The sequence below is a fragment of the Aliifodinibius sp. S!AR15-10 genome (assembly GCF_031569985.1).
GTDB lineage: Bacteria > Bacteroidota > Rhodothermia > Balneolales > Balneolaceae > JAMQKA01.
Window position 1 is genome coordinate 106,541 of the sequence record NZ_JAMQKA010000008.1, and the last position, 21,848, is coordinate 128,388.

General features: G+C 46.1%; 17 protein-coding genes. 8 read left to right on the forward strand and 9 right to left on the reverse strand.

The window, feature by feature from the left end; translation table 11 throughout:
* Positions 1–6: 6 nt before the first annotated feature.
* From NC796_RS07765 to NC796_RS07780, 4 genes are all read left to right on the forward strand, one after another.
* Positions 7–2,058 carry a hypothetical protein gene (locus NC796_RS07765; protein WP_310683649.1) on the forward strand — a complete coding sequence of 684 codons (2,052 nt, stop codon included), beginning with the start codon at positions 7–9 and terminating at the stop codon, positions 2,056–2,058.
* Positions 2,051–5,956, forward strand: coding sequence for a DUF2194 domain-containing protein (locus NC796_RS07770; protein WP_310683652.1), 3,906 nt, complete (start codon positions 2,051–2,053; stop codon positions 5,954–5,956). Before NC796_RS07765 ends, NC796_RS07770 begins: the two co-directional genes overlap by 8 nt.
* An 84-nt stretch (positions 5,957–6,040) precedes the next feature.
* Positions 6,041–6,349, forward strand: coding sequence for a DUF2752 domain-containing protein (locus tag NC796_RS07775; RefSeq protein WP_310683654.1), 309 nt, complete (start codon positions 6,041–6,043; stop codon positions 6,347–6,349).
* A 3-nt stretch (positions 6,350–6,352) separates the two neighbouring features.
* Positions 6,353–6,700, forward strand: a complete 348-nt coding sequence (locus NC796_RS07780; RefSeq protein WP_310683656.1) for a TM2 domain-containing protein — start codon at positions 6,353–6,355, stop codon at positions 6,698–6,700.
* A 177-nt stretch (positions 6,701–6,877) separates the two neighbouring features.
* Here NC796_RS07780 and NC796_RS07785 read toward each other — a convergent pair whose 3' ends face one another.
* The 6 genes from NC796_RS07785 to NC796_RS07810 form a co-directional block, all read right to left on the reverse strand.
* Positions 6,878–7,729 carry a DUF5777 family beta-barrel protein gene (locus tag NC796_RS07785; RefSeq protein ID WP_310683658.1) on the reverse strand — a complete coding sequence of 284 codons (852 nt, stop codon included), beginning with the start codon at positions 7,727–7,729 and terminating at the stop codon, positions 6,878–6,880.
* On the reverse strand, positions 7,722–8,282 hold the full coding sequence (locus tag NC796_RS07790; protein ID WP_310683660.1) for a YceI family protein: 561 nt from the start codon (positions 8,280–8,282) through the stop codon (positions 7,722–7,724). The genes NC796_RS07785 and NC796_RS07790 overlap by 8 nt, the downstream gene beginning before the upstream one ends.
* Positions 8,283–8,386: 104 nt before the next feature.
* A complete protein-coding gene (locus tag NC796_RS07795) occupies positions 8,387–8,887 on the reverse strand; it encodes a c-type cytochrome domain-containing protein (RefSeq protein WP_310683662.1) in 501 nt (166 codons plus the stop codon).
* Positions 8,888–8,952: 65 nt separating this feature from the next.
* Entirely contained in the window at positions 8,953–9,840 is an 888-nt protein-coding gene (locus NC796_RS07800) for a hypothetical protein (RefSeq protein ID WP_310683664.1), read from the reverse strand.
* 31 nt (positions 9,841–9,871) lie between these two features.
* The gene (locus NC796_RS07805; protein ID WP_310683666.1) at positions 9,872–11,143 is read right to left on the reverse strand and encodes an outer membrane beta-barrel protein; all 1,272 of its coding nucleotides are present in this window, start codon (positions 11,141–11,143) and stop codon (positions 9,872–9,874) included.
* Positions 11,144–11,153: 10 nt separating this feature from the next.
* Positions 11,154–11,681, reverse strand: a complete 528-nt coding sequence (locus tag NC796_RS07810; RefSeq protein ID WP_310683668.1) for an RNA polymerase sigma factor — start codon at positions 11,679–11,681, stop codon at positions 11,154–11,156.
* Positions 11,682–12,044: 363 nt separating this feature from the next.
* Here NC796_RS07810 and NC796_RS07815 point away from each other — a divergent pair, with 363 nt between their 5' ends.
* The 4 genes from NC796_RS07815 (at position 12,045) to mltG (ending at position 17,943) form a co-directional block, all read left to right on the forward strand.
* Positions 12,045–12,953: a DUF4097 family beta strand repeat-containing protein gene (locus NC796_RS07815; protein ID WP_310683670.1), complete on the forward strand. Its 909-nt coding sequence runs from the start codon at positions 12,045–12,047 to the stop codon at positions 12,951–12,953.
* 24 nt (positions 12,954–12,977) lie between these two features.
* Positions 12,978–15,053: a SpoIIE family protein phosphatase gene (locus NC796_RS07820; protein ID WP_310683672.1), complete on the forward strand. Its 2,076-nt coding sequence runs from the start codon at positions 12,978–12,980 to the stop codon at positions 15,051–15,053.
* A gap of 84 nt (positions 15,054–15,137) precedes the next feature.
* The gene (locus NC796_RS07825) at positions 15,138–16,535 is read left to right on the forward strand and encodes a hypothetical protein (RefSeq protein ID WP_310683673.1); all 1,398 of its coding nucleotides are present in this window, start codon (positions 15,138–15,140) and stop codon (positions 16,533–16,535) included.
* Positions 16,536–16,860: 325 nt separating this feature from the next.
* Positions 16,861–17,943, forward strand: a complete 1,083-nt coding sequence (mltG, locus tag NC796_RS07830; protein WP_310683674.1) for an endolytic transglycosylase MltG — start codon at positions 16,861–16,863, stop codon at positions 17,941–17,943.
* A 33-nt stretch (positions 17,944–17,976) separates the two neighbouring features.
* On the opposite strand, the gene NC796_RS07835 is transcribed toward mltG, so the two are convergent.
* The 3 genes from NC796_RS07835 to gcvH form a co-directional block, all read right to left on the reverse strand.
* Complete coding sequence (locus tag NC796_RS07835) at positions 17,977–19,791, reverse strand: ABC transporter substrate-binding protein (protein WP_310683675.1); 1,815 nt, start codon at positions 19,789–19,791, stop codon at positions 17,977–17,979.
* A gap of 68 nt (positions 19,792–19,859) precedes the next feature.
* On the reverse strand, positions 19,860–21,410 hold the full coding sequence (guaA, locus tag NC796_RS07840) for a glutamine-hydrolyzing GMP synthase (protein ID WP_310683676.1): 1,551 nt from the start codon (positions 21,408–21,410) through the stop codon (positions 19,860–19,862).
* Between the two features lie 56 nt (positions 21,411–21,466).
* Entirely contained in the window at positions 21,467–21,847 is a 381-nt protein-coding gene (gene gcvH / locus NC796_RS07845) for a glycine cleavage system protein GcvH (RefSeq protein WP_310683678.1), read from the reverse strand.
* Between the last annotated feature and the right edge of the window lies 1 nt (position 21,848).

The following is a 21,848-nucleotide window of genomic DNA, read 5'->3' on the forward strand; positions in this document are numbered from 1 at the left end:
CTCGTAATGCTCGATTTATCGTATACATTTGATGCTCTCTTTGCAGCCGTCCGTATTACGGTCTGGTTTTGGCTGCTTTTTGTGGTCATTGCACCACTTTTCCTGGAGCATATTCGGGATTTACCCGGCATCGAGAGAATGTTCTATTCCTGGATCGGTCTCGGAGGCACAATCATTATCTCCATTCTTGTGCTCAGCTTCCTGCATATTTACGATTTCATAAGCATTGTTCTCCTGTTACTCTTCATACCGTTAATTGTGGATATTATCAAAAACAGGGAGGAGGGGTTAACAGACTATTTTAAAAAGTTTGAATTACAGACAGTAGTCTCACACGTCAAGTTTATAGAAAATTACCGTGGATTCAGCTGGCGGCGAACCAAAGAGTCTGTAAGCGATTGGCTCAAGAATATTGAGTGGGCAAACACCTACACGCTGCTGGCGTTTTTAATAGCAGCTATCGGGGGTATCACCCGGATGTTTGCCGCCCTGCAAAATGCGTCTCCATTTACACGGGGCTGGTATTTACATCTTGAACGCATCAAGAATATACGCCTGCAGGAATATTTTACGACAATGCCTGAGCCGGGGGGGATGCATTCGCTTGTGAGTCTTTTCAGCATGCTCACACAAGTTAGCCCGGAGATGATCCTGCACCTGATGGGGGCTTTGACGAGCTTTTTCCTCTGTATTATTGTGTACTGGTCAACGAAAGATATTACTAAGAACGAGTATCCGCTGGCACCACTTTTTGCCATGTCAATTTATGCCCTGGTGCCAATGCTGTTTCTTCCACTTTCGCTGGATCTCCAGGTGGAAGCCAATACTCTTGATCTGGCACTCTGTTTTGCGATTCCCACCATCACAATTTTTGTCCGAAACCTTCGTCAAAAATATCAAAGCCCTCGATTTTATATCCTGATGGGGTTCTCAGCAACCGCCCTTACGAACCTGTTTGTGGCTTTTGTAATTTTGCTGCCGGTACTTTTGATAGCCTCGTTAACAGTACCAAGAAAATCTTATCTTCGGTCGGCTGGGACCCAAATCGGGTATCTTTTGGGGATTTCGGTACTTCTTTTTACTCCATTTGTTCTTTATCTGCTCATCCAGGATTACAACATTCTCTCCTTCTTCAGGGAACAATTGTATGATACGCGTGCCTACAGTTATTACCCGTTGTTAATTGCGGAGCTGCCCGTTTTGAGCCAACTTTATGCCGCCGGGGCCGGTATATTCTTAATCGGAAACCTGGTTAGGTTGTTTGTTTACAAGCACGAGGAATCGATTGATGAAATTATAGTCCTACTGTTTTTTCTCGTCATGTCTCTTATCTATCTTCCACAGCTGTCGATAAGTACCGACTGGATTGATCCCGACCAGCTGAATGGGTTTTATGCCGTCTTAATTTCCATACTATTTGGATTATGTTTCGCAAATATTTTAAGATTTATTAACTGGATTATTCGACATCACGATCGTGTAATAGGAATAGTGGAACGGGTGGCTTTTACAGGGGCTGTAGCTTCGCTTTTATACCTGCAGGGTGGCTTGCAGGTCAGCCGGGTATTGCCATCGACATTACCGAACGGCTTTTTTGAGGCGTATTATCAAATTGTAGACGATTATCTGCCATACTCTTATGCCACTGTAGGTCCCGAGATAGACCGAACATTGTCAAAAAATCGGCATTATTTTATGAATTACGATTATTTTCTCAACCAATACGGTAGTGTCGATTCTCTTTACCACCAGTGGCTTTCGGTGCCGGAACAACAACGGGGTCCGCGCCCGGTGCCTCCACCCAGTATCTTCATCTTTGTTGAGAAACCACCCTACGGTTCCATTCAACAGGGGATCCTTTACAATTCGGGCAGTGTAATGCGGGATGTTGAACAGTGGATTGCCCAATTCAGAACCATGGAAAATCGAAAGGTCACTACCTATTTTGAATCGCCGGATGTGAAAGTGTATGAAATTGTAAACAGGGAAGGGAAAGCAGTGATAGAAGATGTACTGCTTCATGTTCAGCCTGCTAGGATGGAGGGACAGGATGAATAGAATCAGCTACTTACTGTTTCTTGCATTGGCTATCGGGTCGCTAATGAACGGATGTACAGGCGGCTGCAGTAATAAATCAGGCTTGGGATACGAAACGGTGCCCGACCTGCCGGAGAGTGAGCCCATGGTTATGGTACTCAAAAACCGCCAGGACAGCACCAGCAGTCAAACGGCATATCAGCTCACCCGCTCGTTCGATTACACCAAAATTCCCTATACCACCCATGATCTGAGCCTCCTTTCACAGCAAAAGCTCGTCATCCCAGAATCGGTACGGCTTATCTGCCTGACAACGTCGGAGGTAGAACAAATGTCTGATAGCAATGTGGAAAAGTTAGTTCAATTCGTAGCTGAAGGTAATTCTCTTTTCACTACAACCCCTGTTTGGGATGCAAGGTTTGGCTACCTGTTGGGAATCAAGCCGCAATCAGACTATAAGCAGGAACTTCATGCCGACGGATTTGAATTCCACCAATTGGCCTTTCCCGGATTCAGGGACGGCACTTTCAAGCAGCCAGAACCGTTCTATCATCGCGGTTTCCACAAGAGCGTATTTCATGACAGTGTCGAAGTGTTGGCCTCTTCACACGACTCACTGGATACCCCCGTCATCATTGAAAATGAGATAGGGGACGGGACTTCCGCATTTTTTAATTCCCAGATTGGATACGAAAAAAGCTATCGCGGTATCCTGTTTTCCGTGGTATTGAAACTGCTTGAAGGAGTTGCTTACCCGGTGGCAAATACAAGCACCATCTTTTTGGATGATTTTCCTGCTCCCCTGTATAGTGAAAAAATGCCGCCTATAGATTGGGAATACGATATGACCCACGCAGAATTTGTCACCAAAGTGTGGTGGCCGGATATGCAGAAACTGGCCGATAAATACCATATCGACTATTCCGCAATGATCGCTTTCAACTATAACGCCAATGTGGTGCCACCATTCGACTTCAAGGAGTGGACAATGAGCAAGATTAACATTCCGGGAGAAGAAGACCGGAGTAGCATAGGGATGGCACAGGATATCGCCGCTAGTCGGCATGAACTGGCAATTCACGGGTATAACCACTTCTCATTATGGCTCGAGGATTGGCCAAACCAGGAATTTATGATATCGGCGATGCAGGCCGCCCGAAAGCGTTGGCGCATCGATAACCTGGGACCTTTGCCCGTTACATATGTCCCGCCGACAAACCTTATTGATTCAACAGGAATCCAGGCGCTCTCCAGGGCGATACCACAAGTTAAAACAATGAGTTCACTCTATGTCGGCTACAAGGAAAATGGCACCGGGCGCGAGTTTTCGACTGATCCCTATGATCCTTCACTATTTGACTATCCCCGCATTACCAGCGGTTTTGTGGCGGATGATAATTCTATGGCGAAGCAGCAGGGGATGTATTTGCTTACGGGCATATGGACCCATTTTGTGCACCCCGATGACGTCTACCAGGTGGTTCAGAGTAAAGAGGATATCTTTGCCAGCAGAAACGAGCGGGGACTGGGCTGGCATCGCAACCGTGAGCTGGACTATGGGCTGTACGAGGTGTTTGAACGCAGGATACAAGAAACAATCAGATATTACCCCTTCATCCGGTTTAAATCTGCCAAAGATGCCGTACCCTTTGTGAAAGACTGGACTGAGACTCAGGCCTACCGATCTGACAGAGGAGACGATCGACAAATTGTTTATAACCTGAATGCCGTACAACAACAGCGCGGAGTGACATATAATCCCAGCTACTGGTTTATGTATGTGAAGGAACAAAACAGGGAACAGGTGGAACTGGCACTGTCTTCACAAACCAAACAGCTGACGTTCGTCCCGATCTGGAATGGCTACCTGGCCCAGTTTTCAACGAGGCGGGATACACTTAACATTCCAAATCTGCACAGGCAACGGATGGAAAGAAAGGCCATCGACAAGGATAGGGTAGCAAGAGTCCTCAACTCTTACCAGGATTATCAGCAGCGAGTGGAGGGTGCAGAGGAGGAAGATAACTGGACCGACACCCGCCTGCAGGATGCATTGGCGAATTTGAAAAGAAATCCCAAGTCGGAGGAACTGCAGAATCGTGTTATCGTTCTTGCTATAGAGTTTGATCGTATTAACCTTGCTATTTCATTGCTGGAGAAGCGATTGCTCACTTCTGATCTATGGAATACTGGAGATATTAAACGGTTGATAACGTATTACGGGTGGACAGGAAAATCCGGACAGGCTTGGGCACTGCTCGAAAAACTGTGGCAGCGGCACCAAGACCAGTCGGTTATTGCTCTTAAAGATATGATGGTCTCCGAATTTGGATCGCAGGGTCAGGAATTTAGAACAAAGTGGCTGAGGCGGGAACACGAAATTGCTCCCAAAAATGAAGCGGTCCTGACCCAGCTTGTGCGGTCGACGGACGGGGAACAGACCTGGCCCCAGATGAAAAAATATCTTAAGGACCTGATATCGCTTAATCCCAAATCTGACACGTTATACAAATATAGCTTGCAGCGCTCGCTATGGTATGACAGTCCGGATTCAACCATTCAGATGCTTCACGCTTTTCCCTCCTCGGCAAGGGGGCAATTACAGCCACTTTCCGATCAGATAGCGAACCTCTATGCCTATTCGGCTGGAAACTATGATCAGGCGCTTGTATGGGCCGATAGGAGTAATTCAGTGACAACACAAACGCGCCTCCAATGGCTGCAGCAGGCGAGCCGTGAAGAAGAGTTCAGGGAGCGTGCTCAACAGGAAGTGACTGAAGAACCAGCAAATGACAGCCTGCGAGCCTATGTAGGGAAAGAGTTTATCTACAATGGTAGATCAACCCTCGGATATGAAATTTTATACCCGCTATTCAAGGAAAACCGGGTCCCACAGGATGTGGAAGAGCTTATCCACACGGAAATAGGATACCAGGATTATGAGCGGAAGAAAGAGCTATATAAACGCTACCCGGCATTTTTTACTGACAAAATGGTCGGAGACCTGCAGCATCAATTCCGGACAACTGAGGGGTTTGCCGGCGAAATGGAGGCTTCATATTCCAGTGATAATTTCAATAACAACCTGGCTGGCATTGGATTGACCTCGCAGTGGGGTTACCGCCCAAATCACGTGCACACCATAACGGTCGGGCGCAGTATGGTGGAATCCGATTTTAATACCAATTTGGTTTCAGACCAGCTGACATCGCTGGATTACACCTACCAGCAAAGCTATCGACAGCAATCGATGCAGTCTACACTTGGTGGCGGATTTCGCCTCACCCAGGATGGTACTCTGTTGCCAAACCTGCGGGCTGGACTTTGGAAAGCGGTCGATTCCACTTTTACCTCGGGAGAACTGAATTTTAGTCCGGTGATGACGAATACGGCGATAAGCCAGGGCGTAAAACAAGTAAAAGGATCGCTTTATCGTGAGGATTACTGGTTAAAACAGGGTCGCCTGTTGACTACTTTTTCTGGATCGGGCAGCTGGTACACAGACGAGGTATTCTCGTTTGAAGCCCTTGGTCGTTTTTATGTGCAACTTCCATTCTCAACATCTGTGTTCAGAACAAGGGTGATCGGGGAGGGGGCCTATTTGGATGCTACGCGAAATTATTCCAGCGGCATCCCATACTGGACGCCAAACAGTCTGGTTATTAAAGGGGTCGGAGTGGATCTTAGGTACCAGGACCGGGTTCAGGATCCGAATTTTTGGGTTGAGGCCGAAGTTATTGGGAAACACAACAGGGATGGATTGTATTTAGCTTATGCAGCACGGCTTAATGCCCGTATTGCACGATATTGGCAGTTAAGGCTCAACGCCGAAATTTCATCAAGCGAAATTTATCGATCCAATAATATAGGATTTACATTGCGATATCTGTTACCGAAACAATTAAATGTGAATCGATAGAATAACATTTTGGGACGAGTTCCGTAGACGACCGAGTATTCGTCGATATTTTTAAATTCACTTCCATTCCGTTTTATTTGTTTAATGCTTAAGAAAATATTTAAATATCACTTTGAGTGGGTAGCATTGCTGGGGGGACTGGTGCTTATGGGGTTAATGGATCCCTACGTCAGCAACGGTCAATCACTATGTCTATTTGAATTCCTGAACGCTCCCTTTTGTCCCGGCGAAGGCCTGGGACATGCCATTGCATTTACATTCAGGGGGGAAATATCCCATGCAATGCAGGCTCACCCATTTGGTCTGCCTGCAGTATTGATATTATTGGGAAGGATAGGGTATCTATGGAAGCGAGCTTTTATTTCACACAAAATTAACCGAGAGGAATTATAGGTCATGGCAAGAATGATAGATTATCTACCCGAACTGGAAGGCGATGAGGCGACCTATGTGTCAAAAGTGATGCAGAATATGGACCAGGAGATTGCAGAGCGATTTTCCACAGTCTACCGGGCTCGTCGAAAAGATCCCCAAACGCTGCTGCTTACGGCTGTAATCGGTTTTTTTGGAGCTGCCGGCATTCACCGGTTCCTTATTGGACAAATAGGGATGGGGATACTCTATCTGCTTACCGGGGGCTTGTGTGTGGTTGGTACTGTTGTGGATCTGATTAATTACAAAAATCTCGCCTTTGAGTACAACCAGGAGATAGCCCGCGAAGTGGCTTCTTTGGTTAGGAATTAACCGAAGAAATAATATGAGTTATCTTTAAGTTCTCGCATAGTCTATGTCTAGCCTACGTATAGCCTTTGCGAGCCCTACGAATAGACTATACCTAGGCTACGCACGACCTTTGCGTAGCCTAGAAGCTAGTGTTGGAGGACAGTTGCTCCCCCGACCGAAAATCTAATAACAACTCATCTACTGCTTCTCCCCGGTCCAGAATATTCGGTTTACATTGAATCCAAACCGGATATCACCGTCCCAGAACTTGTCGTCATTTTGGGCGATGATATGCTGCTCGGTGTGCCAGTCAGACGTTTTTAGAAACAGTTGAAAAACGTGTCCCCCCGTTTCGATGTTTAGTCCCACAGAAAATGCATTGGCTGTACCTTCCGAACGCTCACCGAGTACCGGCAAATATTCAGCCATCAGTGCGTAGCGATCTGAGATATGATACTCCCCGGCAAGTCCCAGGGCAAAATGTGTTTTTTCTTCCCCGGTGAACACCGTGTTGAAATGGGAAATCATGGGTGAAACCTGGAGACTCAGCTGATCGTTGAATTTTCTTGCTACATTGGCTGATGCAAAGAAATTGAGGCGGTCTCCAAATGAATACCCGTTTTTATTGGTATCAATTCCCATATCTCCTTTCAGAGTGATACTCAGAGGCACATTATCTGTTGTAGTTTGGCGAAACAGGGCATATTTGGTCCTGAAGTCATATTGCTTTTGGGGCGAGCTTCGTCCCACACCCAGCGACCAATTGTCTGTTATCCCGTAATCGATACCGAGACGTACAGAGGCCCCAAAGTCCATGCCCAAAAAGTTGTGTAACGGTTCGTCATTGATGAGGCCAAAGCTGTGCATGATTGTGGCATTAATGTTCTTGTGGCCGATGACCTCTACTGTACTCATGCCAATCAGCCCGGGTGCCCAAAATGTTTCTTCAACAGGGCCCTCTTGTACCACGCGTTCTCGTTCCATCTGCGCTCTAGCTGAAAATGAGATAAAGATTAACAGCGTGAATAGTAGCGTTGTTTTCTTAAGCATCTGTATCAGATTCTATTGGAGTTAATGTTGCTTCTATCTGTATATCCTGGTTTTCATCCACCCGGTAGAAGAGAATGCCCGGCGGTTCTATGTCATATTCTTCGATATTCAACGTCCATGAGGCTTTAACTTTTAATCCATCTGCGGTTTTTTGAAGGGTACCGGTTAGCTCGAGATCCTGCGTAACCCCATGGATAGTAAACTCTCCGCGTACCGTAACTTGTTGCGGCTGGTTGGTAGTGGTATCAAAATTTGAAACCAGTTTACCGAAAAACTCCGCAAAAGGGTATTTGTCGGTCTCCAGGGTTCGCCGCATATCTTTGTCTCTTTTGTTGATTCCTGTGTCAAAGGTGTTCATGTCTATGTAGAAATCTACAGTGGAGTCTGACAGGTCGATAAGACCCACCAGGTGATCAGAGATACCGGTGAAGGTGTGGAGCGGCACCTCAGATTCAAATTCGGCGTGCCCCGTTTCTGTTTTATAAGACTGTGCCTCTACGTGCAAAGGAAAGAGGTACAGAACAACTGCAACAATAGGGATCAACCGTCTCATGATATTACCTCCAGACTAAGGTTAAATATAAATATTTATTTTTCATGAACAGGGAGTTTGTATCCCGCTTGGGTCTCTGATTCTATTACTGAAACTGATAATGATTAGTTGTTCTCGGCACCTTCGCTGATCCAATCCCTAATCAAATTAATTTCTTCATCAGAAAGATAGGGACCGCCTTGGGGCATGCGTGCTGTGCCACAGTCTGGATTAGGTTCAATTTTATCGACAATTGGACTATTATCAGGTTCATTGGCAACTATGATTTCTCCACATTGGTCTCCATTACTGTTAACAGCGGCATTGTATGAACTGAGATCTACCCCATTTTGTGCCGTAGCAGCGTCATGGCACCCGCTTGTCGCACAACTACTATTAAATATTTCTTGGACGTTTGAAAAGGTAGGTTCAGTACCACCGCCATTTCCTCCATCCCCGTTGCCTCCGCCATTTCCATTGCCGTTACCCCCGCCGTTGGTTCCGGTGCTGTTATCTCCACACCCACTCATAATCAGTCCAAGTGAGCAAATTAAGGTGATTAAAAGTGTTACAGTAAGCGATGATCGCGAGGTAATTGGGCCTGAGTTGGATGAAATTGAGTTCATAATGATGTCCTTATATTTATGGTCGTTATTAATTTTTTGATACTGGAAAGACAAGAGGGATTTGATTACTCAGGGGCAGGAGCTTCCGAAAGACCGGTATTGACTATGGGCCAAACCCCGGGTTGCGGGAAGCTGACTCCCCTGGTTTCTCCGGGTTCCTGATCGCCGTCAACATCGTTTGTTCCTCCAAAATAGTAGAGAGGCCAGCCTTTGTAGGTCAGCTGTTGCCGTTCTCCGTGAACTTCAATAACATCGAAATCAGCTTCATCAATGGCGCTGGGTAATGCATCAAGTTCAAGATGGAAAATTGGCCAGACTCCGTTATTACTGAAATCTTCGTCGGTAAAGGTATTGGTATTTAAACTATCATTTGAGAAGGCATACAGGGTTCTGCCGTCGATATCAGTAAAAAACGTGGTGATCTCATCTCCCTGGGTATAATCACTCATGTAGTTATTGCCATCATGCCCAACGAGCTGTTCATCCGCAATCATGATTGAGTAATCCGGATTAGCAACATACCAGACATCGTTGACTCCATCCCCGTTTACAGTTCCCGGCTGATTATCATTTGCAAAATAATACAACGGCCAGCCTCGGTAGGTCGTTTGATTTGTACCATCATTGCGTTGAATGGAACCGAAATCACTGGGTTCAAGTCCGCTTGAGGAGCTTAACAGATCTGCTGAAATAGCAGGCCAGTTTTCGATACATCCCTCATTACAGTTGCTCGCGCCCTTCACATCCCGCGTAAAAAAGTACAGCACGTTTCCATCTCCATCGGACATTACTTGTCCGTGTGACTGTGTGTTAGTGATAGTTATGATTGTCTGTTCAGGGGCTTCTTCATCATTACTACCACCTAAATTACATCCGGCTAGTAATATGCTGGCAGAGAGGATAAAAACTAGTGAGAGAACAGAATTCGGATTGGTTTTTAGAATTTTCATCATATTCCTTGTTAATTTGTGATGGTTATATTTTCTACAACCTCAGGTTGAGAGAAATTGAAGTGCCAACCGAATAAAGCTCAACGTTACCCCAGCCTACTTCTTTAAGGGGAAGTTTTACAAATGGTTCAGCACGCAGACTCCAGTTTCTAAGGATATCCAGCTCATAACCCAGCGAAATACTGGCATTGCTCAACCAGTGCGTCGTGCCGGTTTTATCACTCCAGCTTTGTACCAGGCCCCCGTAATTTTGGTCATAGTTGAATTGATATTTCTCGTTAAGCATGATATAAGAGGAGACCCCGGCGGATGCGTAGATCCGAGATCGTTCAAACTGAAGGAAGTCATATTTCAGATTGACCGGGATCTCCAGTATGGCGCAGTCTGCTACAGTTTGATCAGCCACAATTCCATTGGTCCAGTAGCCATAGGGTGGCTTGTATTCTTGTCCCTGGGCTGTGTAATGCACGTTGGCCTGGCCAACACCCGTGGAGATCGCAAAATTTTTAGCAATGCGGTACTCAACTGCGATACCAAACTTGTAGCCGGGGTTTGAGAAGTTGGACAACGATCCGACAGTACTAAGATCCGGTCCTGCTGCAATCCCCACAGAAAACGGGGAGTTTGACTTCGCAGCCAATACATCATCCCGATTTGATAATGTACCCTGTGAACCAGGAGAGATAGCTTCTTCTATATCGCTATCCACGGAATTAGACTCCACAGTGGTTGCCAACCAGAAACGATACGGCGTAACAAAATCTTTAAGCGATTGCGTTACGCCACATCCTGAACAAGTGTATTCACGGACAAAAAGTGCTCTGCCCATGTCTGCTGTAATAGCAAATTCGGTTGCCTGCGGCTGGTTCTGACCACTTTGGGTATTGCGTTGTTCAGTCTGTTCAGTAGGAGAAGAGGAACTCTCGGATTGTGTTTGCAGCTGTGTATTTTGCTCTTCCGGTTCGGGAGTGAGTGGCGTTTTTGGTTGTTCTGTCGGGGAATCTGGATCCAAGTTATCATTACCAGACGCACTCTCAGATGGTTGCGTTTGCTCGCTAAGTTGCCTGTTCAGTTCATTGATAGCCTGGTAGTTTTGATAGATGCCGTATCCAATCAATGAAAAGAGGACGATGCAGGCTGCTGCAATCCAGACTCGTTTTCTGTTGCGGGCTCGTGCCCGATCTGCCTTATCAAGCCTTTTCTCAAGTTTAAGCCAATCCGCTTCATTAAACGGAATGTCGTACTCGCTGGTCTTCTCCCGGAAAAGATCTTCAATAGGATCGCTTTTGTTATTGTCTTCAGACATTATTCCCGGTCTATATTAGGTTTTTCTCCAACATGGATTTTAAATTCTGTTTGGCCTTCGAAAGGTTAGATTTCGAAGTTCCTACTGATATATCGAGCATTTGGGCAATCTCTTTGTGCTTAAACCCTTCAATGACGTACAAATTGAATACGGTTCGATAGGCGGGAGAAAGTTCCTGCACCATATCGATCAACTCCTGGTAAGATATCCCGCTGGTAATTTGTTCTTCGTTCTTCAAGGCACTGCCAGCCTCTTCAATGTTATCCCATTTGTCAGTTTCATCCCGTTTGTGGTAATGATTGATCGCCGTATTCACTATAATCTTCCGTAACCACGGCTTAAATGGTCTGTCCATATCATACTTTTTTATATTGCTAAACACTTTCATAAAGGCATCATTAAGTACTTCTGCCGCTTTATCTCTCGTATCTGCATATCGCAGCGTGATACTCATGCCATAGGCATAGTACATCTTGTACAACTCCTTTTGACTTTCACGCTGCCGCTTCCGGCATCCTTTAATAATTTCTTTATACAAGGGGTCCCAGTTTTTTCAGGCGATCATGTTAATTCTTGCAGCTATTATCCCTTCGCTCTACTTGCCTATACAAGATATTTGGGCGGAGGGTTGCCTCTGAATATTAATTTATTTGATTTCTCATCAATTAATACCTTAAAGTTATGATATATCTTGCTAACGGCAGAACTTTGGCATTTTCGTACCTGTAGATAGCGCATAATCTTTTAATAGATTTCTTCAAAAAATACCGGGGATAAATTGTAACCATTTATTAACCTTGCCGTACATTCTGAAAATTGAATAGATCGGCTTATATCACAGACATTGCTACAACTGTTAAAATCATATCAACCAAGGTCTCTTTGGAGAGGACTAGTACTCATGCTCCTGGTTTGTCTGGTCTCAAACGTATCAGTGCTGGCAAACGAGGACAGTGATGAGCAAAAGCCATATGTAGTTAAAGAATTTACGCTGAACGGGGCCGGTATCCTTAAAACCTTCACTACCGCTGGTAATATCGATGTCCAAAGTACTTACAATACTGATAAAGTGCGGGTTGAACTTTATGTGGAGCGGGGATATGCCATATGGTCCGGTAGCAGAAACCTTGATAATTACCGGATAAACATCCTGCAACGGGGTAATGAAATTATTGCTTCTGTGGAAGAGAAGAAAAGAAGTGGTGGGCTGTTTAGTGAGAAGGTTAATTTTAACTTCAGGATCTATGTCCCTGAACGGATGTCCACTGAGCTTAAAACCTTGGGCGGAAATATCAAGTTAAGTAGACTCACCGGCGATCAGATGGCTAAAACCAGCGGTGGTAATATCATTCTACATAGTTTGAAAGGTAAAATAGGGGCCTATACCAGTGGTGGTAATATTGAGATAACAAGTAGCAGGGGCACTATCTTTGCACAAACCGAAGGAGGCAACATAAGTGTAGATCGTACCGAGGGTGAACTGCGCCTTAGAACGGCAGGAGGGGATATCATAGCAGAGCATACAACCGGGTCGTTTATTGCGCGGGCCGATGCCGGCAATATCAAGGGCCATTTCATTGACGTGGGGCAGGGGATCAGCATGGAAACCTCGGCGGGAAATATTTTTGCAGAACTCCCTGGCAATACGGGATTGACCCTGTCTGCCTCCGGGTCTCACATCTCTTTTGACCAGATGGAACATTTTACGGGACGTAAGGAACAGCAGTTGTTGGAGGGTAAGCTAAATGACGGGGGTATTCCTATCAGCCTGCAAACATCATCTGGCACAATAACCATTAAAACAAACTAGATGATGGGGAAAAGGCTGCATATCATGCAATCAAGAGCTTGGCTACAATTGTTTGGCCTATTCCTGTTATTATTATTTCCTCCCGCAACAGGATATACACTGCAACTTTTTGAGGGTCCCGTTCAATTTTCCAGGTCTGACTTTTCAGTGGAAGATCAGACCATTTACATCACCGATACTTGGAAATTCCAGCCCGGGGACAACCTGCAGTGGGCAGATCCGGAATATGATGACAACGACTGGGAAAAGGTAAGCACCTACCTGGGGCCGTCGGAACTTCCATTTATCGAGTGGGAGGGAATTGGCTGGTTTCGGTTACACTTGCAGGTAGACTCAACCCTGGTGAACTACCCGTTGGCGTTATTAATTGAGCAGCATAACGGGGCTTCCCAGATATACCTGGACGGAGAGCTTATCTATGACCTGGGAGAGGTTTCAATATTTGAAGAGGATTTTGTCCCTTACCGTGATTCCAGGCCGCGTCCCATCCGGTTTACTGATACTACCGAACATGTGCTGGCGGTCCGCTATGCTAATCACAAAGCCGCCCAGTTCAATGAATACGGCTTCACAGCGGGATTTCGATTTCTCATTGGGGATCTCAATTATCATATTCAAAACCGTATTGATGAGGTGGAAACCACCCCGCTCAACCTTATGTTCTATGGCGGGGGACTGCTGGCATTCACTATTATCCATTTTCTGCTGTTTGTGTTTTATCCCATGGAAAAGAGGAATCTCTATTTTGCACTGTTTACAGGCCTGCTGGCCCTCATAAGCTATACCGAGCTGGGAACCTCTTTTTCTGACTCCCCAATGCTGGCTATTTCGTACTATCGTTCCACGCTTATCGCCTGGATCCTAACCATCATATACGCCCTGCGTTTTACCTACAGCTTGTTTTTTGATAAAACCCCTTATCAATTTTGGGTATTTGCCGTTGCGGGCGTTGGGCTGGCTGTAGCCACCTGGTTTAATGCTGATGGTTTAAACTTCTACCGTGAACTATTCCTGTTACTGACCATTATCGAGATTCTTCGTGTACTACTGTTCTCATTTACCAAGAAAAAGGAGGGCGTCTGGATTATCGCCGTGGGCCTGGTCTTTTTCGTTATGGGAATCCTGTTTACCATACTGGCAAATATGGAGATGATTCCCAGTGGCTCAATAAATGGGAACCTTGTTGGGTCGGTCGTGCTCATCTTTTCGATGTCGATCTACCTGTCTCGTGATTTTGCCCGCACACAAAAGCGACTTGAGCATAAGCTGGTAGAAGTGAAGCATCTTTCAGAGCGGTCGCTGGAACAGGAGCGGATCAACAAGCAAAAAGAGCTTGAGCGGAAACTCCTGGCTGCCGAAAATGAACGCAAGACCAAGGAGCTGGAAGAGGCCCGGGCCCTGCAGCTCTCCATGCTGCCGAAACAACTGCCCAATAATGACTACTGGGATATCTCGGTATTTATGGAGACCGCACATGAGGTGGGGGGTGATTATTACGATTTCAGCCTCTCCAAAAACGGTACGATGACAGTAGCCCTGGGTGATGCCACAGGACACGGTATGAAAGCCGGGATTATGGTTGCAACGGCCAAAAGCTATTTTCATACGCTTGCCAATGAGCATGAGAACCTTGAAATGATCCGGCGGATGTCTTCGGGTATTAAGAATATGGATCTTAAACTGCTTTATATGAGCATGATGCTCCTGAAGTGTGACCGTCATAACCTGAGGATTGCCTCGGCGGGCATGCCGCCAAGCATGTTGTATCGCCAAAAAGAGCAGTGCGTTGAGCGTATAACGTTGAAAGGGATGCCGTTGGGAAGTAAACCGGACTACCCGTACCACGAGAGAGAATTATCACTTTCGCCCGGCGATACGCTTCTGCTGATGAGTGATGGACTGATGGAGCTGTTTAACGAAGACCGGGAGTTGCTGGGGCTGGACCGGATTGAGTCGGTATTTAAAGAGGCCGCCGATTCTTCAGCCTCCGATATTCTCTCCCAAATCACCCGTTTTGCCGATCAATGGGCGGGGACAAGCAGCCAGGAGGATGACATGACTATTTTGGTGATGAAAGCAAAAGAATCCACAACATTGTAACAATCTGTATTGCCGATTCGTAAAGCACTGCGTAAATTAATTTCTGCCATGTATCGTATCCTTTTACTCATACCAATTTTGTTTTTGAGCTTTTCACTCACCGCTTTGGGCCAGAGTTCTGATGACAACTCGGGGGAGGATCCGTTTAGAAATGATCCATTCTTTTCAAAACCGATCCAGGAATTTTTCCAAAACTCAAGTGAAGATTCTGCGGAAGAGGTTTCCAGTAATTCGGACAAGGAAATTGTTCAATATCGACTGAATCAGCTCAATGAGAATGGTATTGACTATGACGGTTTGTTTGAAGCGGGTCCATATAACTCAGTCTCGCTTTACAGTCTTTATCCCAATCTCCCCATGATTCATTATAACCGGGTAAGTGGCCTGTTTTTGGGAATAGAAAACGAACGGATGCAGTGGTATGGGGATAACTGGCTGGAAATTCCATCTATACAGACAACCGGTCTGATCGGGTATTCCTTTGCTCAAAAAGAATGGAACTATTCGTTGGGCTTAGAAAAGCTTATTGGACGTAAAAAGTATATGATGCTGGGCGCCGAATACCACGACGCAATGGCAACCGATGACTTCTGGCGGATCGGGCTGACGGAGACAACGCTCACCTCATTTTTTGCAGGATATGATTACCAGGATTATTATAAACAGCAAGGCTACGGGCTCTATGTACTGCTTCGATCCAGGCGACTGTTTGAAGGCGGGGTGTCATTCAATGATAACAGATACAGTAGTCTCATTACGAAAACTGACTGGGCCTTATTCGGTTCGGGAAACCGGTATCGCGAGAATCCCCCGATTGAGTTCATTTTCGGCACCCCGGTGGATACGCTTAACCTCAGTAGCCTCTCGTTTTCCGGATCTTTTAATCCCAAGCGGCTGGTGCTCTCCAGGCATTTCACTTTCAGCCTTTCAGGCATGGTAGAGATCGCCGATCCGGGGATTACCTCATCTGACTATGACTACACCAAGTACATTGGAGAGCTTGCCACGTACATCAATTTTGAACCCGGGGGCGTACTAAAATATCGGCTTATGATGGGCAGCATTACCGGCAACGCTCCCAATTTTAAGGAATTTCAACTGGGAGGAGTGGGTTCGCTGCGGGCTCTTCCTTATAAATCATTGGCAGGCAATTCAGGGAGTATAGACCACTATGCTAACCAAATGATTCTGAGTAATGCCGAAATCCAGTTTGGTTCTCCTTCTTACAACAATGACAGCTGGATCGACTTTGAAGATTTCTACCTGAGCTTTTTCCTGGATTCAGGATGGGCGAACTACAGTGCTGATTTAGCAGACAACTCGAGTCCATTTACCGACTTCGACCAGTTTGATTTTTCCGACCTTCGCCACAACGGTGGAATCGGGCTAGGGTCCAGTCTTATTCGATGTGAACTTGCCTGGGATCTGAATGAAACCTCTCGGTCACCCGTCTTTTGGATTCGTTTCAATCCTACCTTTTGATAAACTTTTTAAAAAAACCGATAGGGAACTTCCAACCCGTTGGAACGATGGGCCTTCGACAAAATATTATTTAAATAAAAAGCTTCCCACCGGTCAAGACGGGAAGCTTTTTTAGGGCATTTGGTGCTTTGTGTAGCATCCAAATATCTACTTGTTAATCCGTTAAGTTCGTACGGAAATAGTCGATAAAAGGTTACAGGTGATATGGTTTTTTATTTGAAGTGGTGGACTACTTTTTTTGTTCTGTAACCGATATATTGCGCGTACCCCATTTGACCATTCTAACCACATTCTAAGCGCACGTTAACAGAGTTCTGTTCAAATAGTGAATATCAAAAGATACATACCGTTGGCGACCACCGAGTTATTTACAGGTATACTGGTATGCCTGATTTGCCTGGTAGCTGTAGTTGGCTCACGCCTATCTCGCCTCTCAGATACCAGTTCAATTACATCGGAAAGACCGGTTCACATTTACCTTGAGGAGAGGACCGATCTCAATCAGCTGAGTGAAATGCTGGCCGATTCAGGGGTTGTCAGTAGTAAAGAGGAGTTGGTATGGGCAGGAAAGCTCCTCGGATGGAATAATTTCAGATCCGGCCACTATCTTATTGATGGCAGCTATTCTTACGATGTTTTGTTATCCCGTATGGCCCGTGGCATTCAGGACCCGGTTGAAGTGACGATCCTGCCGGGGGTATACAAAGGTAGACTCATATCCAGAATCTCTACTCATTTTACGTTCGATTCTGTGGCACTGGCACAGACACTTGGCGATAGCAGCTTTCTCTCGGAATATGGACTTGAAGAAAAGAACTGGATTGGACGGATGCTCCCCGATACCTATTCTATGTATTGGAATTCGGCACCTAAAACAGTGATAAAGCGAATATTAAATGAGTTTGAGTCCTCTGTAATTGAAAAATACAATGCCCGTTTGGAGGAGGTGGACAGGAACATTGACGAAATCGTTACCCTTGCGTCCATTATAGAGTGGGAAGTACGCCACAATGAAGAAAAGGCTAAGGTAAGCGGCTTATATTGGAACAGGCTCAGGCAGGGAATGCGTTTGCAGGCTGATCCCACTGTGAATTATGCCGTAGGGGAGCGTCGTCGCTTGTTGTATGAAGACTATGAGACGGACCATCCGTATAACACCTACCTGTACTCCGGATTGCCGCCCGGGCCAATAACCAACCCCAGCCTAAAATCTATTGAGGCAGCCCTCTTTCCGGAAGATCATGATTACCTCTATATGGTGGCCAATCCAGAGGGATATCATCTCTTTTCCGAGACATTTGAGGAGCACAAAGAGAAGAGCGAAAAATGGAGGGAATGGCTCCGCGAGCAGTACAGGATAAAAAGGGAACGTGAACGGCAGCAGGAGCGATCGGGAGATGCCCGCTAACCCAACTTCAATTTCTGGTAATCTAAGACGGTGTTAATAAACAGCCGGTTGAACACCCTGATCGGATATTGTAAACACTTTCACTTCCTGGTTTACATGTGTCCCGTTAAATCTGATGTTGCTGATCAGTCCTTCATACAGGGGATAGTCTTTGATCACATCTTTTAGAAGGGCGGGATTTTCAACACGCTCCAGTATTCGCAGCAATAAATCGGCTGAATCATATCCAATCATGGCAAAACGGGAGGCTTCCTGGCCAAATTGTTCTTTATAACGTTCCCGGAATTGATTGACTCGTGGGCTCTTGGAGTTGATGTAGTAACTCTCCGTAAAATGAATGGATCGCCCTCCACGCCGCTCTTCCGGTATCTCAATTACTCCCCATTCCGCCGATCCCAAAATAGGAAGCTTGCTGTTCATAACCTGGAGATCGGTAAGCAATAGGTCGATCAGGGTTGAGGCTGCCTGACCCGTAAAAGGCGCGTAAACTCCATCCAGGCTGTTTTTTAATACAGAATCAACGCCGACGATATTCCGGTTGGGTCCTGAAGTGAGTCTTTGGTTGGTCGCTTTTACAGCTACCGTGTCCGGGGCAAATCTCTGGGTGTAATCTGTGATATCATATCCCGTTGATTGCAAGTCTTCAATCATAAAGTGTTTGATGTGTGCGCCAAGTCGCTCAGCCTCCTTTCGAAAGCTATAAGCCGAAGTTTCGCCCAGGGAGTTTTTCTCGGCGAATACCGCCAGTGTATCCATCTTCAGATTTTGAACAGCGTGTTGTGCCATTTTTCTACCATGGGAGGCGAGTGTTGGATTGGCCTGGAAGACATACGGATTGTCTACATTTAGGCTGTCAGAATTGGCCAGAGGGGCAAGCATCGGTACCTGGTACTGTTCGGCCAGCTGTGCCATGCGCAAAGCAGATTCTGAAAAAAGCGGGCCGAGCACTGCATCCACATTGTTGCTCCATGCCAGGTGATTCATGGCATAACCCGCTGAATCCATGTCTGCACCGGTGTTTTGATAGCGTATAAATGCTTTTTTCCCGGCATTACGCTGATTGAAATCTTCCGCTGCCATCAGGTAACCGTGGAAAAGTCCTTGTGAAACGCCAAAATCAGGGGTACCCGGCTTAAACCTGGGCAGTGCGGCCCCAATATCATAAACAATGCCCCGGGGCGCGGAAAACCGGTTTTCAATGCTCGGAGGATAATTGTAAGTCAGTGAGTCTGCCAACATCTGATCCAGTTCTTGGTATGCGATTGTGCCCGTAGAGATACCGGATTTTTTAAGTTCACCGACAAGAATTTTTGCCGTTTGAAAATCAACCTTCCCAAACGCAGATTGGACCAGATCTTTTTGAACTTCAGCAAAGTCGGCTTCCTGGAACGCTTTACGTCGTTGGGCAATGGTAAGATAATCGAGGATTTCGTTATAGAATGTATTGGAATTATTGATAAGCGAGGTCCGCGGGCTGATATCTTTGAGTTCATACAGCCTGTTCAAAGCCGGCCCAAATTGGTCGAGCTGGAATTCCGCCAAGGCCCTTGTGAATTGCGCTTCATGCTGGATTTCAGGAGGGGCATCAGAAGAAACCTGCCGGAGATAGGATTTGGCTCTAAGGTATTCTCCGAGACTATAGTAGCTCTTACCAGTAAATAATATCGCCTCCGGGGAATCCAGGGACTGAAATATATTAGCCGCCTCTTCAAATTGTTGGTTTTTATATAGGTTGAGGCCTTCTTCAAAATCTTGCGCCTTGACTGGTGCTGTAATTCCCAAAAAAAGAACCCAAGAAGCGATAAAAAGCTTGATGGAGAGTCTTGTAGTAACGGTCTGTTTATTCACGGAAGCAAATATTTGTTGTGGTGTCAATGCTATATATGTATACAGTAACACCGGCTATTTGTTCTTTATTATTCCCACTCAATTGTGGACGGTGGTTTTGAGCTCACATCGTAGACTACCCGGTTGATACCGCGTACTTCATTAATAATTCGATTTGAGACGTGCGCAAGAAATGGATGCGGCAGTTTTGCCCAGTCGGCGGTCATCCCGTCTACGCTGGTAACAGCGCGTAATCCTATAGTGAATTCGTATGTTCGTTCATCTCCCATAACGCCCACACTTTGCACGGGCAACAGTACGGCCAGCGCTTGCCAAACCTCATCATAAAGATCGTTTTTCCTCAGTTCCGAGATGAAAATATCATCGGCTTCGCGCAGGAGGTCGAGTTTGGGCTTGGTAACATCAGAGATGATGCGAATGCCAAGGCCGGGTCCCGGGAACGGATGCCGCTTGATGAAATGGTCCGGAATGCCCAGCTTGCGCCCCACATTACGAACTTCATCTTTAAACAGCTCACGAACCGGCTCTACCAGTTCCAGGTTCATCTCTTCCGGGAGGCCACCCACGTTGTGGTGTGATTTAATCGTGGCCGACGGTCCTTTGAAGGAGACACTCTCAATGACGTCGGGATAAAGGGTTCCCTGGGCTAAAAACCTGAACGAATTGTCATCTTTGATTGCATCATCAAAGACATCAATAAAGGTATTCCCGATGATTTTGCGTTTTTTTTCAGGATCAAACACGCCCTCGAGTTTTTCCAAAAACTGCTGTGAGGCATCAATCCCCTTAACAGGCAAGTGCAGTTTGTCTTCATAGATATCCAGCACATCCTGGAATTCATTCTTTCGAAGCAGCCCGTTATCCACAAAAATACATTGTAGCTGATCCCCAATGGCTTTGTGAACCAGGGTTGCCACTACTGTTGAATCCACGCCGCCGGAAAGTCCACACAAGACGCGGTTGTCACCGACCTGTTCACGTATCTCTTTGATCGTGGATTCAATAAACGATTCGGCCGTCCAGCTGCCGTGAAGATGACAGATCTCAAAGGCAAAGTTTTCCAGGATCTGCTTCCCGTAAACTGTATGTACGACTTCCGGGTGAAACTGTACGCCAAATATCGGCTTTTGGGCATGTCGTACGGCTGCCACACGAGCATTATCAGTATGGCCTATAATATCATATTCACCCGGGAGTTCCTTGATATGATCTCCATGGCTCATCCATACGATCGACTCTTCAGGGATCTCTTTAAGTAGGTCAGTGCCATCATCGATGATAAGCTCCGACCGTCCAAATTCGCGTCGTTCTGCCTGCTCCACACTGCCCGGAATGGCATCATGAGCAAGTAGCTGCAGACCGTAGCAAACTCCCAGAACAGGAGCATTCCACGAAAAGATATGCTTGTTCAGGCCTGGAGCATCCTCGTCATTTACGCTCATCGGACCACCGGAAAGGATAATTCCTCCCGGAACAGTTTCGTCGAATTCGGTTAGATCGGCATTGCAGGGATGTATCTCACAATAAACGTTCAGCTCTCGAAGGCGCCTTGCAATGAGCTGCGTATACTGGGAGCCAAAATCAATAATTAGTATCCATTCATCAGGTCGATGGTGCATAAGGCAGAAAAACTAAGTAAGAGAAGGTATAGGATTGAAATGGTAATGGAGTATAATCAAAGGATTATTTTGCGATACGCTTCGGCTGACATCAGGTCTTCTAGCTGGGTAGCATTAGAAACTTCGATTTTGAGCATCCAGCCGTCGCCGTAGGGATCATCGTTAACAAGCTCCGGTTCATCTTCCAGGGTTTCATTGATCTCAACGATCTTTCCGTCAATGGGGGCATAGAGCTCAGAAACTGTTTTGACTGCTTCTACAGTTCCGATAACATCTTCCTGTTCGAACTCAAAACCCTCAGGCTCCAGCTCAACAAAAACGATATCGCCGAGCTCGCTTTGTGCAAAATCCGTGATCCCTATCGTTGCGGTGCCGTCGCCGTTATCTCGAATCCATTCGTGCTCACGGGTATACTTAAGATCTTCGGGATATTCCATT